Here is a 13,461-nt window from a genome sequence, read left to right as displayed (position 1 = left end):
CCGCAAAAGTGGACGGCCCGGCTGGATGGCACAACCGCACAATGATGTGACGACAGCGGGGAAGGGTGGCCGGGACGGGTAAAAACCTTTGTGCAGCCGCTGCCGGGCGTTTTTCAGGGTTTACATGCGGGCATGCCTACCTGGCAAAAGCGGCCGCTCACCCATAAGTGTTATCAACGCTGAGGCCTTGGCTCAACACTTTTGCGGTCCACCCTCACCTGAGGGTCAGCTACAACCATGACAGCGAAAAAAATCATTGCCGTAGTCGGCGCCACGGGCGCCCAGGGCGGCGGGCTGGCCCGCGCCATCCCGCAGGACGCGCAGAGCGCGTTTGCCGTGCGCGCCGCGACCCGCAACGCCCACTCCGAAAAGCCCGCGCCCTGCCTCAGCTCGGGGCCGGGGTCGTGGAGGCCGATAGCGAAGGTCGGCCGGCGACGGGCCCTGAAAGGCGCTTGCGGAGCGTTCTTCGTGGCCTCGCCCCAAATACCAAAAAGCCCCGCCGGCAACTGCCGACGGGGCTTTTTTAGTGAGTGAAGATGGAGCAGGAGAAGCCTAGGCGCCGGCTTCGACGGCTACTTTCGGGGCACCGGCCATGATTTCGTCGTTGGCGAAATCGGCAAACTTCTGGAAGTTGTCCACGAACTTCTGGGCCAGGTCGGCGGCCGTGCGGTCGTAGGCTTCCTTATCAGCCCAGGTGTTGCGCGGCTCCAGGATGTCGGTGGGCACGCCCGGCACGGCAGCGGGTACTTCCACGCCGAAGATGGGGTGCTTGTGGAATTCCACGCCGTCGAGCTGGCCCTCCAGGGCCGCCGTAATCATGGCGCGGGTGTAGCTCAGCTTCATGCGCGAGCCCACGCCGTAGCTGCCGCCCGACCAGCCGGTGTTGATGAGCCACACGTTTACGTTGGGGTGCTCTTCCATTTTCTGGCCGAGCATCTCCGCGTATTTGGTGGGGTGCAGCGGCAGGAACACCTGGCCAAAGCAGGCCGAGAAAGTGGTCTGCGGCTCGGTTACGCCCATTTCCGTGCCGGCCACCTTGGCGGTGTAGCCCGACATGAAGTGGTACATGGCGTGCGACTTGTCCAACTTGCTGATGGGCGGAATCACGCCGAAGGCGTCGGCCGTCAGGAAGAAGATGTTCTGCGGCACGCCGGCCACCGAGGGCTCCACCGCGTTCGGAATGTAGTGGATGGGGTAGGCCGTGCGGGTGTTTTCCGTCACCGACTTGTTGGCGTAGTCCACCGTGTGGGTGCCCGGCAGGAAGCGGGTATTCTCCACGATGGAGCCGAACTTGATGGCGTCCCAGATTTCGGGTTCCTTCTCGCGCGAGAGGTCGATGACCTTGGCGTAGCAGCCGCCTTCAAAGTTGAAGATGCCCGCGTCACCCGGCATCCAGCCGTGCTCGTCGTCGCCGACGAGGCCGCGGTTGGGGTCGGCCGACAGGGTAGTTTTGCCCGTGCCCGAGAGGCCGAAGAAAATGGCCGTGTCGCCCTGCTTGCCCACGTTGGCCGAGCAGTGCATGGCCAGCGTGTTGTGCTCGTGGGGCAGCAGGTAGTTCAGCACCCCGAAAATGCCCTTTTTCATCTCGCCGGCGTAGCCCGTGCCGCCGATCAGAATCATCTTCTTGGAGAAGTTCAGAATGGCGAAGTTGGCCTGCCGGGTGCCGTCCACGGCCGGATCGGCTTCGAAGCCGGGGGCGCAGATGATGCTAAAATCCGGCGTCCAGCTGGTGTCCGCGCCTTCTTCGGGGCGCAGGAACATGTTGTAGCAGAATAGGTTGTGCCAGGCCAGCTCGTTCACCACGCGCAGCTTCAGCTGGTAGTCGGGGTGAGCCCCGGCGTAGGCGTCGCGCACGTAGATTTTCTTGTCGGCTAGGTACTGCACCATCTTGTCGTGCAGCTGATCGAACTTCTGCGGATCGAAGGCGATGTTGATGTCGCCCCACCACACGGAATCGGCGGTGTGCTCGTCCTTCACCACGAAGCGGTCCTTGGGCGAGCGGCCCGTGAACTTGCCGGTATCGGCCATCAGGGCGCCAGTGTCGGTCAGCGTGCCTTCGCCGTTCTTGAGCGCCTCTTCCACCAGTTCGGCGGGCGTCAGGTTCAGGCACACCTCTTTGGCTTGGCTGATGCCCAGCGGCTTGAGGCGGTTCATGGCGTTGGTGGAAGCAGCGGTTTCCAGCATATGCGCAGAAATGTGGGAATGAAAAAGGGGTGGGAATGGGAGAATTTGAGACAAAAGTAGTCGAAAAAGCCGAAGCGCCGCAAACGATTGCATCCGGCCTTTTGTCTGTACTAACGGGGCAGCGACTGGGAAAGATTTACTAGATTTACCCGTAAGCCCCAGCCCCCGTGTGGCCGCTGCCGGGCTTTTTTGGTACCTTTTCTCTTCACTCACTTACTCCATCTTCCCCGCACTCATGCAAGTAGCCACCGCCCAGGCGCCGCCGCCGACTTCGCCGAGCACCAAGCATCCTCCCGGCCTGTACCTGCTGTTCTTCACCGAAATGTGGGAGCGGTTCAGCTACTACGGCATGCGCGGCTTGCTGGTGCTGTACCTGACCAAAACCGTCACGCAAGGCGGGCTGGGCATTTCCGAGGCCAGCGCCACGCTGATTTACGGCTACTTCACCGGCTTTGTGTACTTCACGCCCATCATCGGGGGCTACCTGGCCGATAAGTACATCGGGCAGCGCCGCGCCATTCTCATCGGCGGCGTGACCATGGCCCTTGCGCAGTTGTGCCTGTTCATGCAGCCGGCCCTGTCCACCGATGCCGCCATCTTCGGCATGCCTTGGCCCACGGCGCTGGGCCTGCTGCTGCTGATCCTGGGCAACGGCTTCTTCAAGCCCAATATTTCGACCATCGTCGGCAAGCTTTACCAGCAGGGCGACCCGAAACGCGACGCGGCCTTCACCATCTTCTACATGGGCATCAACGTGGGCGCGTTCTTCGCTCCGCTGGTGTGCGGCTACTTGGCCGAAGACCTGTTTGCCACCAAGACCGTCGTCAACGGCGTAACCGAAGTCAGCAGCTACGGCTTCCGCTACGGCTTCCTAGCGGCCGGCATCGGCATGATGCTGGGCCAGCTGGCCTTCAACCTGCTCGGTAAGAAGTACCTCGGCGACGTGGGCATGTACCCCGAAGGGCACGGCGAAGACAAGACCGTGGCCAAAGCACCGCTCACGAAGGAAGAAACCGACCGCATGGCCGTGATTTTCATCATCACGCTGTTCGTGGTGTTCTTCTGGGCCGGCTTCGAGCAGGCCGGGTCCTCGCTTACGCTCTATACCGATAAGTACATCAACCGCGACGTCTTCGGCTTCCTGATTCCGACCTCCTGGTTCCAGTCAGTCAACCCGCTGTTCATCGTGGCCTTCGCCCCCGTGACGGCCGGCATCTGGCTGGCCCTGGGCCGCAAGGGCAAAGACCTGAGCATTCCCGTGAAGATGGGCCTGGGCATGATCCTGCTCGGCGCCGGCTTCCTGTTCATGGTGGGTGCCGTGATGGAACGCGGCGGCGACGTGCCGGACACGACCATCAAAGCCAGCATCCTCTGGCTGCTAGCCACGTACTTCTTCCACACCATTGGCGAACTGTGCCTCTCGCCCATCGGCCTCTCGATGGTGTCGCGCCTTTCGCCGGTGTCGCTCACGTCCATGCTGATGGGGGTGTGGTTCCTGGCGCCGTTTGTGGCTCAGATTGCCGGGGGCTACATCGCTGCCTACGTGGAAGAGCTGGGCGCCCTGAAGGTGTTTGGCCTGATTGCCGCCTTCGTTATCGGCGCGGGCCTGTTGCTGATTGTCATTGCCAAGAAGCTGTTCCACATGATGCACGGCCGCGGTTAAGCGCGCTTCGTGCCCGTTGCACAAGCCCCGTCGGATCTTTCCGGCGGGGCTTTTTGCTAGCTATCAGTTAGCTCCGGGCTGGTGGTGGGGGAGACGGGTAAGCAACGTTCGGGCAGTTATGCGTTTCCTTCGTGCTGAATGGACAGCTCCTAAAACATAGTTACTTGCACTACGCTTGGCCGGGCTTCTTCTCCGAACCTTCCTTCTATGCAACCAACCTCTACGCTGCCTCATCCGCCCCGCACTCCGGCCGCCATCCGCCACCCCACCGGCCTCTACGTTCTATTCCTGACCGAAATGTGGGAGCGGTTCAGCTTTTACGGCATGCGGGCGCTGCTGGCGCTGTACATGGGCCAGTCGCTGCTCTTCGATAAGGCGCAGACGTCGCGCTTCTACGGCAACTACACCAGCCTGGTGTACCTCACGCCCCTGCTCGGCGGCTACCTCGCCGACCGCTACCTGGGCAACCGCCGCTCCATCCTCATCGGCGGGCTGCTGATGGCGTTGGGCCAGTTCTGCCTGTTCGGCAGCGCCTCGCTCTACGTGGCGGGCCAGCCCGAAGCCGGACCCGCCCAAAAGATGCTGTTCTTCCTGGGCCTGGGTCTGCTCATCTTCGGCAACGGTTCCTTCAAGCCCAACATTTCCTCCATGGTCGGGTCCCTGTACCCGGCCGGCGACAAGCGCATCGACGCGGCTTACACCATCTTCTACATGGGCATCAACATCGGGGCCTTCCTGGCACCGCTGGTGTGTGGCTTCCTGGGCAATACCGATAACCCGGCCGATTTCAAGTGGGGCTTCCTGGCCGCCGGTGCGGGCATGCTTCTGGGCACGGCCACGTTTGAGCTGTTCAAGCATCGCCACGTCATCGACGCAGAAGGGGCGCCGTTGGGAGCCCGGCCCGAGCAGCGCGTAGCGCACACGCCGGTAGTCCCGCTGACGCCCGATGCGCCCGTGCGCCGCGAAACGATTGCCGCGCCGGCAACCGGTGTGAGGGCCCGGCACTTGCTGCTGCTGGCCGCCCTTTTCGCCGCGGTGTACGCCGCCATTGCCTGGTACATGGGCGGCGACTGGATCGGCGCCCTGGTGTTTGCCGCCATGCTGGTGGTGCCTCTGGTGGTGCTGGCCGATGCCTCTCTGACCCCGCGCGAAAAGGAGAAAATCTACGTCATCCTCATTCTAAGCTTCTTCGTCATCTTTTTCTGGGGCGCCTACGAGCAGGCCGGGGCCTCGCTCACGTTTTTCGCCGACGAGCAGACCGACCGGCAGTTGGGCCGGTATACCGTGCCGGCATCGTTCTTTCAGTCGGTGCCCGCGCTCTTCATCATCCTGTTTGCCCCGCTGTTCGCTGCTATCTGGACGGCGCTGGGCCGCCGTCGGCTGGAGCCCTCGTCGCCGCTGAAAATGTCGCTGGGCCTGCTGCTGCTGGGCGTAGGCTACCTGATCATCGCCTTCGGCGTGCACGGCGTGGCGGCCAGCACCAAAGTGAGCATGTTCTGGCTGGTCACGATGTACCTGCTGCATACCTTCGGTGAGCTGTGCCTGTCGCCCATCGGGCTGGCGCTGGTCAACAAGCTGGCCCCGGTGCGGTTCGCCTCGCTGCTGATGGCCGTGTGGTTTATGGCCACGGCGGCGGGCAACAAGTTTGCCGGGGTGCTCAGCGGGCTGTACCCCGAGCCCGGTAAAGCCGCCCCCCGCTTCCTGGGCTTCGAAATCAGCGGCCTCTACGAGTTCTTCCTGATTTTCGTGGGCCTGTCGTTTGCCGCTTCCGTGGTATTGTTTCTCATCCACCGCCGGCTGGTGCGCATGATGGCCGAGCCGCAGGCCGCGTAGCCAGCCCAGCGGCCACAAAAAAAGCCCCGCCGGACCATGTCCGGCGGGGCTTTTTTTAATGGGACCAGAGCAGCGAAGCTCGGACCGGCTGATTACATCATGCCGCCCATGCCACCCATGCCGCCCATACCAGCAGCACCGGCGCCTCCGCCTTTCTCGTCTTCGGCTTCTTCCGAAATCACGCACTCGGTCGTCAGCAGCAGGCCGGCGATGGAAGCTGCGTTTTCGAGGGCCAGACGCGTTACCTTGGTCGGGTCGAGGATACCAGCGGCCATCAGGTTTTCGTAGCGGTCCTCGCGGGCGTTGTAGCCGTAGTCGCCTTTGCCTTCGCGCACTTTCTGCACCACTACCGAGCCTTCGCCGCCGGCGTTGGCCACGATGGTGCGCAGCGGAGCTTCCAGGGCCGTGCGGATGATGTTCACGCCGGTGCGCTCGTCGCTGTTGATGGTGTCAACGGCTTCCAGCGAATCCAGGGCGCGCACCAGGGCCACGCCGCCGCCGGGTACCACGCCTTCCTCTACGGCGGCGCGGGTAGCGTGCAGCGCGTCGTCCACGCGGTCTTTCTTCTCTTTCATTTCCACCTCGGTGCTGGCACCGATGTAGAGGATGGCAACGCCGCCCGAGAGCTTGGCGAGGCGCTCCTGCAGCTTCTCCTTGTCGTAGTCCGAGGTGGTCGTCTCGATCTGAGCCTTGATCTGACCTACGCGGCCCTGAATCTCGTCTTTGCCGCCTTTGCCGTTGACAATGGTCGTGTTGTCCTTGTCAACGATGATCTTCTCGGCCTGGCCGAGGTAGTCCAGGGTAGCGTTGTCGAGCTTGTAGCCGCGCTCTTCGGAGATAACCGTGCCGCCGGTCAGGGCCGCAATGTCCTCCAGCATGGCCTTGCGACGGTCGCCGAAGCCCGGGGCTTTCACGGCGGCAATCTTCAACGAGCCGCGCAGCTTGTTCACCACCAGCGTGGCCAGGGCTTCGCCATCCACGTCCTCGGCAATGATCAGCAGGGGCTTGCCCGTCTGCACCACTTGCTCGAGCACCGGCAGCAGCTCCTTCATAGTGCTGACCTTCTTGTCGTAGATCAGGATGAAGGGCGAGTCCAGCTCCACTTCCATCTTCTCCGCGTTGGTTACGAAGTAGGGGGAGAGGTAGCCGCGGTCGAACTGCATGCCCTCTACCGTTTTCACTTCGGTTTCGGTGCCGCGGGCTTCTTCTACGGTGATGACGCCTTCCTTGCCCACTTTGTCCATGGCGTCGGCAATCATCTGGCCGATTTCCTGGTCGTTGTTGGCCGAGATGGTGCCTACCTGGGCAATTTCGGCGGAGTTTTCAATCTTCTTCGACTGGGCCTTCAGGTTGGCCACCACGGCGTGCACCGCCTTGTCGATGCCGCGCTTCAGGTCCATCGGGTTGGCCCCGGCGGCTACGTTCTTCAGACCGGCGCGGTAAATGGCCTGGGCCAGTACCGTGGCGGTGGTGGTGCCGTCGCCGGCCTGGTCGGCCGTCTTCGAGGCAACTTCCTTTACCAGCTGGGCGCCCATGTTCTCGATGGGGTCCTTCAGCTCGATTTCTTTGGCGACGGTCACGCCGTCCTTGGTGATGGTCGGGGCACCGAATTTCTTGTCGATAACCACGTTGCGGCCTTTCGGGCCCAGGGTTACCTTCACGGCGTTAGCCAGTTTATCTACGCCGGCAACGAGTTTGTTGCGGCCTTCAATGTCAAATTGAACGAGTTTAGCGGCCATTGGGCTGTGCTATTGATGTTAAGGCTGGAAGGTGCTTACAGGATGGCGAAGATGTCCGATTCGCGCATGATCAGGTAATCCTGACCGTCGACGGTGATTTCCGTGCCGGCGTACTTGCCGTACAGAACCTGGTCGCCAACCGATACCTGGGGCTTCACCAAGGTGCCGTTGTCGGCTACTTTGCCTTCGCCCACGGCCACGATTTCGCCGCGCTGCGGCTTTTCTTTGGCCGTGTCGGGGATAATGATGCCCGACTTGGTTTTTTCTTCGGCGGCGGCCGGTGCGATGATCACACGGTCGGCCAGCGGTTTGATGCTAACTGCCATACTGCTGGTGTTAGGTTTGGTATGTTAAAGGAGGAAATGACTACTAAGGAGTCGGCAGCCGCTGCACACTTCTTGTGCCAGCCCACCAAAAGCTGACAGAATGAACGCGTACGGGAACTTTCTGCCCGAGTTGTCGCACCCGCAGCCTGCCAAAGCTGACAGGACGGCGGCTCGACCGGAGCGGGCGCAAGTATAGGCAACTGCTGGCAGGATGCCCAAAAAAGGACCGGCGGCTTCTCGCTGATGCGAGAAGCCGCCGGTTGAACAATCGCAGCCGAACTAAATTACTGGGCCGGGGTAGCGGGGGCCGGGGCCGGCTGCTGAGCGGGCGCAGCGGCCGGAGCCGACTGTTGCGGGGCCGGTGCAGCCGTTCCGCCGGGAGCTGCAGCGCCGGGGGCTACCGGAGCCGCGGCGGGCAGGCGGGCTTCCATGGCTTTTTGCTGGTTAACGCTGCGCAGCGGGCCAGCGCTCTGGGTGCTGAGGACCATGTGCGAGCCAAGCGAGAGAACCATCAGGGCAATGGCAAAACCCCAGGTCAGGCGTTCCAGCAGGTCGCCGGTGCGCTTCACGCCCATCAGCTGGGCCGTGCCGCCGGCCGAAAAACCGCCGGCCAGGCCGCCGCCCTTCGAGTTCTGAGCCAGCACCACCAGGGCCAGCAGCACGCATACGAAGAGGGCAATGACAATAATAGCGGTGTACATCTACTCCGGTTGTTGGTTCAGTAAGTCAATTTGAGCGGCAAAATACGCCTTTTTTTCCGGCTGGCGCTGCATCAGCTGCTCGTAAATTTCAATGGCCCGCGCCGTTTTGCCTTGGCGAACCATGATTTTGGCCAAGCTTTCCGACGCCAGGCTCGGCGCCGCGCTGGTGCTGCGCACCGAAAGATCGGCCTGCGGGGCCTCCGTGGGGGCCGGTCGCGCCGCCGCGCTTTTGATGCGGGGTTGGCTTCGCAAGAACTTGTCGATCAGCGCCAGCGACGAGGGAACGACGGGCAGGGCGGCGCGATGGGCGGCCACGTGGGCCAGCACCACGGCATCCGGGTGCCAGTTGTCGGCCAAGGGCAGATCGTGCGTGAACTCGGGTGCGCGCAGCGTCAGGCAGGCGCCCATACGGCTGCCCGCGCTCAACGCGTAAGCCAGGTGCTCGTCGGCCCGCAGGGGCGGAATGGTGCCGACCGCGGGCTCTTCGGGTAGCTCCGGTAACTGGTACGCAGGGCCCGTAATGGGGGCTTCGCTCAGGCCAAACTCAAAACGGGAACTGCCAACTTCCACCGGGGGGCGGATGAGCGGGGCCGCGGCCGGAAGCTCCTCCACCGCTTCGGCCAAGGCCGGCTCGGCATTTTCTTGCGGGGGGGGCGCGGGGGCGGTTGTGGCGAGAGGCGCCAATGGCTCGTCCTGCGCACGTACATCCACAATGGCCTCGGCCAGTACCGGCAGTGCGGGTTCCAGCGCTTCATCACCTGCGGCCACTTCCTCCGAAACCTGAGCCGCCGTTGGCGGCATTGGGGCCTCGTCAGGCATTTCCGTCGGGTGGTTGGCCTCCGAGGCCGGTGCCGCGACATCTGCTTCGACCTTCAGGGACTCATCCGTCGGCTCCTCGGGCCGTGCGGCCGGTGCTTCCGGCGCCGTTGCCGCGGGCCGCAGCTGGGCTTCTATTTCGGTTGGCTCGATCAGGGGCTCCGGCGTGGCGTTGACCTCGGCTTCGTTATTCACCGGAGCGGACAGCAGGGGAGTAACGGGCACTTCCGGGGCCGGCAACTCGATGAGGGCGCGCAGCAGTTCCCGGTCAGCGGCGTAGGTGGCGGCGCGGCGCAGGCGCTGCCCGGCCAGCATGCTGCCGCGGTCGTGGGCGGCTTTGGCCAGCAGCAGGTGGGCCGTCTGGCAGTACGGAAAGGCCACGGCCAGCTGCTCCAGCTCGCGGACTTCGACCTCTGAAATTCCGGTCGTGTGGTCCAGGATGTGCAGCAGGGAGGCGCGGTTCATTGCGAACGAGGTAAAAGAGGGGGCGACTACGCGGCGAAGTCAGCCACAGGGCAAGCGAAGGGAAAATGCGACCAAATCGGCCAAGGGGCCGCAACATTACGGCAATTTAACCGATTGGCAATCGAATCAAGGGAGTTTACCAGTTTGCTACCGACTTATTGAAAACATCGGTGATGATGCGGTCGGTAATGCGCCGGTTGGCCACCGGGTCGTTGGTGATGCCGGACACGTTGGTGGCCGCCGGGAAGTCGGCGTTGCTCTGAAATGTCTGCTCAAAGTCCTGCTTGGAATCCTTGGTGTTGGTAAACTTCACCCGGATCTGAATGGTCAGGCGGTTGATGCCGGCCTGGTCCTGCCCGTTGGTGCTCTGAATGGCCGCCGGCGCAAAGTCGTAGGCCACCACCTGCCCCTCAAACTGCAAATCCCCGTCGCGCGGCACCAGCTTGAGCGTGGTGTTGCGCAAAAAGTAGTCCTTCATGTCCTCGGTAAAGCGCTGCGAGAGAAAGGACGGGCCGTTGGAGGCGTTGTTTTGAAACACCGCGACCGAGAAGGTCTTGATCTGCGTGTAGTCGATGCTGGTGCCCGTGAAGGAGTACACGCCGCAGCCCGCCAGGGGCCAGAGGCCGAGCAGCAAGGCCAGCAGCAAGCCGAAACGCCGGCCCCCGCGCTTATTCCAGGTCATACTGTTTGAGTTTGCGGTAGAGCGTGCGTTCCGAGATGCCCAGGTCCTGGGCCGCGTACTTGCGCTTGTTGTGGTGCTTTTTGAGCGCCTTGATAATCATTTCCTTTTCCTTGGCTTCCAGCGAAAGGCTTTCCTCCTCGGTTTCGTGGGTGATGTCCTCCACGCGCGGCAGCTCGTCGTCCTCGTCGTAGTCGGTGGCGGGCTGCGTGTTGATGATGTAGGGCTCGGCCGGTTCGGCGGGGCGGGCCAGGCGGGCGCCGCCCTCGTAGGGCGTCACGCTCAGGTTGGTGAAGAGGTGGCTGTTTTGCCGCACCAGCTCCTGGGCCTGCCCGGCGCCGTCGGGGCGGGCCGAGCCGGCCGCCATTTCCAGCACCAGGCGCTTGAGGTCGGTCATGTCGCGGCGCATGTCAAAGAGCACTTTGTAGAGCAGGTCGCGCTCCGAAAGGCCCTGCGGCGCGGTGCCGTCGGCGGTGGCGCCCAGCAGCATGGGCAGGTTCGAGCTTTGATCGGCCGGCAGGTACTGGCGCAGGCGGCGGTGGTCCACCTCGCGTTCCAGTTCCAGCACCGACATCTGCTCGGCGATGTTCTTCAGCTGGCGGATGTTGCCGGGAAAGCGGAAGCGCTGCAGCTCCAGCACCGCCTCGGGCGTGAGCGTGATGGGCTTGACGCGGTAGCGCTCAGCGAAGTCCGTAGCAAACTTGCGGAACAGCAGGTAGATGTCGTCGCCCCGCTCGCGCAGGGGCGGCACGGTGATGGGCACCGTATTGAGGCGGTAGTAGAGGTCTTCGCGGAAGCGGCCTTCGCCGACGGCGTTGAGCAGGTTTACGTTGGTGGCGGCTACCACGCGCACGTCGGTTTTCTGCACCTTCGAGGAGCCCACGCGGATAAATTCCCCGTTTTCGAGCACGCGCAGCAGGCGGGCCTGGGTGCCCAGCGGCATCTCGCCGATTTCGTCCAGGAAGATGGTGCCACCGTTGGTGACTTCAAAGTAGCCCTTGCGCGCCTCGGTGGCGCCCGTAAAGGAGCCCTTTTCGTGCCCGAACAGCTCCGAATCGATGGTGCCCTCGGGGATGGCGCCGCAGTTCACGGCAATGAACTGCCCGTGCTTGCGCGGCGAGAGGGCGTGGATGATCTTGGAAAACGACTCTTTCCCCGATCCGCTTTCGCCCGTGATGAGCACGGTCATGTCGGTGGGGGCCACCTGCGCCGCTACCTGAATGGCAAAGTTCAGCGACGGCGCGTTGCCGATGATGCCGAAGCGCTGCTTGATGCTTTGAATCTCTGAAGGTGTCAAATCCGAGTGGTTTTCGGGGAATAGACGAACGGCAGCAGCGAATATTTTACTGACAGCGGTAGAAAATCAGAACGTCATGTCGAGCTTGTCGAGACATCTCGCGTGCCGACGGCAGATAGAAATTACTATCCGGAAAAGCAGTAGAGATGCTTCGACGGGGCTCAGCATGACGTTCTTAAGGTTACGCCACCGCGTTGCCCAGCAGCGTCGTGCTGGTGCACTCGTGCACGAGCACGTTCACGTAGTCGCCCTGCTTGTAGTGCTGGCGCGGGAAGATGACCACCTTGTTCTGGTCGTTGCGGCCGCTCAGGTGCTCGTCGCTGCGCTTCGAGACGCCCTCCACCAGCACCCGGTGCACCTTGCCAACGCCCAACTGGCTGCGCACGAGGCTGTGCTGCTGCTGCCGCGCGATGATTTCGGCGAGGCGGCGCTTTTTCACCTCCAGCGGAATGTCGTCTTCCAGCTTGCGGGCGGCCAGCGTGCCGGGGCGCTCGGAGTAGAAGAACATGTAGGCCATGTCGTACTGGACGTGGTCCATCAGGCTCAGCGTTTCCTGGTGCTCCTCCTCGGTTTCGGAGCAGAAACCGGCAATCATGTCGGTGGAGATGCCGCAGTCTTCGCCCAGGATGCGGCGGATGGCCGCCACGCGGTTCAGGTACCACTCCCGGTCGTAGGTGCGGTTCATCAGCTTGAGCACCCGCGAGTTGCCGCTCTGGGCCGGCAAGTGAATGTAGTTGCACACGTTGTCGTACTTGGCCATCGTGTGCAGCACCTCGTCGGTGATGTCCTTGGGGTGGGAGGTGGAGAAGCGGATGCGCAGCTCCGGGCTCACCAGCGCCACGCGCTCGAGCAGTTGAGCAAAGTTCACGAACTCCGTGCCGTCCTCCGACTGCCACTTGTAAGAGTCTACGTTCTGGCCCAGTAGCGTGACTTCCTTAAAGCCCTTGTTGAACAGGTCGCGGGCTTCCTGCACGATGCTGTGCGCATCGCGGCTCCGTTCGCGGCCGCGGGTGAAGGGCACCACGCAGAACGAGCACATGTTGTCGCAGCCGCGCATGATGCTGATGAAGGCCGTGATGCCGTTCGAGTTCAGGCGCACCGGCGTGATGTCGGCGTAGGTTTCCTCGCGGCTCAGCAGCACGTTCACCGCGCGCTGGCCCGCGTCTACCTGCTTGATTAGGCCGGGCAGGTCGCGGTAGGCGTCGGGGCCGACTACGAGGTCCACGATCTGCTCTTCCTCCAGAAACTTGCTTTTCAGGCGCTCAGCCATGCAGCCCAGCACGCCCACCAGCAGGCCCGGGCGCTTGCGCTTGTGGGCGTTGATTTCCTTGAGGCGCTGGCGCACGGTAATTTCCGCCTTTTCGCGGATGGAGCAGGTGTTAAGCAGCACCAGATCGGCCTCGGCCAGCTCCGTGGTCGTATCGAAACCCTCATCGTAGAGGATGCTCGACACGATTTCGGAGTCGGAGTAGTTCATCTGGCAGCCGTAGCTCTCGATGTAAAGCCGGCGCTGGCGGCCGGTATGGGTGGCTTCGGTCACGCGCACGTCGGCGGGCAGCGGGCTGGCGGCCGGCGCGTTATCCAGGAAATCGAGCGTAAGCAGGGGTTGAGACATGGCCTCGAAAAATCAGCGTAAGGAGGGCAAAGGTACAGCTTCCGGCGGAGAAATGACAGTTTGGCAGACGCGGTTGCGGGGCTACATGGGCAAACTGCTCGGGGGCCGCTGGCTTCTACTGTCAGACAAGAGCCGCCGGCGTT

11 protein-coding genes are annotated in these 13,461 nt (G+C 62.9%); 3 read left to right on the top strand and 8 right to left on the bottom strand.

Annotation, left to right across the window (positions count from 1 at the left end; genetic code table 11):
- The first annotated feature begins 237 nt into the window (after window positions 1–237).
- Window positions 238–534: an NmrA family NAD(P)-binding protein gene (locus ACYVKQ_RS19755; RefSeq protein WP_460677081.1), complete on the top strand. Its 297-nt coding sequence runs from the start codon at window positions 238–240 to the stop codon at window positions 532–534.
- 18 nt (window positions 535–552) lie between these two features.
- Here ACYVKQ_RS19755 and pckA read toward each other — a convergent pair whose 3' ends face one another.
- A complete protein-coding gene (gene pckA, locus ACYVKQ_RS19750; RefSeq protein WP_460677080.1) occupies window positions 553–2,184 on the bottom strand; it encodes a phosphoenolpyruvate carboxykinase (ATP) in 1,632 nt (543 codons plus the stop codon).
- Window positions 2,185–2,419: 235 nt separating this feature from the next.
- Between pckA and ACYVKQ_RS19745 the strand changes: the two genes are divergently transcribed.
- Together ACYVKQ_RS19745 and ACYVKQ_RS19740 are read left to right on the top strand one after the other, a co-directional pair.
- Window positions 2,420–3,847, top strand: coding sequence for a peptide MFS transporter (locus tag ACYVKQ_RS19745; protein ID WP_460677079.1), 1,428 nt, complete (start codon window positions 2,420–2,422; stop codon window positions 3,845–3,847).
- 207 nt (window positions 3,848–4,054) lie between these two features.
- On the top strand, window positions 4,055–5,680 hold the full coding sequence (locus ACYVKQ_RS19740) for a peptide MFS transporter (protein WP_460677078.1): 1,626 nt from the start codon (window positions 4,055–4,057) through the stop codon (window positions 5,678–5,680).
- A gap of 92 nt (window positions 5,681–5,772) precedes the next feature.
- Here ACYVKQ_RS19740 and groL read toward each other — a convergent pair whose 3' ends face one another.
- The 7 genes from groL to miaB all read right to left on the bottom strand — a co-directional run bounded on the left by groL (window position 5,773) and on the right by miaB (window position 13,318).
- Entirely contained in the window at window positions 5,773–7,419 is a 1,647-nt protein-coding gene (gene groL / locus ACYVKQ_RS19735) for a chaperonin GroEL (protein ID WP_460677077.1), read from the bottom strand.
- Window positions 7,420–7,454: 35 nt separating this feature from the next.
- Window positions 7,455–7,745, bottom strand: a complete 291-nt coding sequence (gene groES, locus ACYVKQ_RS19730; RefSeq protein WP_460677076.1) for a co-chaperone GroES — start codon at window positions 7,743–7,745, stop codon at window positions 7,455–7,457.
- Window positions 7,746–8,029: 284 nt separating this feature from the next.
- Complete coding sequence (secG, locus tag ACYVKQ_RS19725; RefSeq protein ID WP_460677075.1) at window positions 8,030–8,446, bottom strand: preprotein translocase subunit SecG; 417 nt, start codon at window positions 8,444–8,446, stop codon at window positions 8,030–8,032.
- Window positions 8,447–9,727 (bottom strand): hypothetical protein, encoded by a 1,281-nt coding sequence (locus ACYVKQ_RS19720; protein WP_460677074.1) that lies wholly within the window; start codon window positions 9,725–9,727, stop codon window positions 8,447–8,449.
- A 136-nt stretch (window positions 9,728–9,863) separates the two neighbouring features.
- Window positions 9,864–10,409: an LPS assembly lipoprotein LptE gene (gene lptE, locus ACYVKQ_RS19715; RefSeq protein WP_460677073.1), complete on the bottom strand. Its 546-nt coding sequence runs from the start codon at window positions 10,407–10,409 to the stop codon at window positions 9,864–9,866.
- Window positions 10,396–11,703, bottom strand: a complete 1,308-nt coding sequence (locus tag ACYVKQ_RS19710) for a sigma-54 interaction domain-containing protein (RefSeq protein WP_460677072.1) — start codon at window positions 11,701–11,703, stop codon at window positions 10,396–10,398. The genes lptE and ACYVKQ_RS19710 overlap by 14 nt, the downstream gene beginning before the upstream one ends.
- 181 nt (window positions 11,704–11,884) lie before the next feature.
- Entirely contained in the window at window positions 11,885–13,318 is a 1,434-nt protein-coding gene (gene miaB, locus ACYVKQ_RS19705) for a tRNA (N6-isopentenyl adenosine(37)-C2)-methylthiotransferase MiaB (RefSeq protein WP_460677071.1), read from the bottom strand.
- Between the last annotated feature and the right edge of the window lie 143 nt (window positions 13,319–13,461).

This window comes from Hymenobacter coalescens, assembly GCF_054783195.1.
The sequence above is the reverse complement of the archived record's forward strand: the minus strand, read 5'-3'. Positions and strand labels throughout refer to the sequence as shown.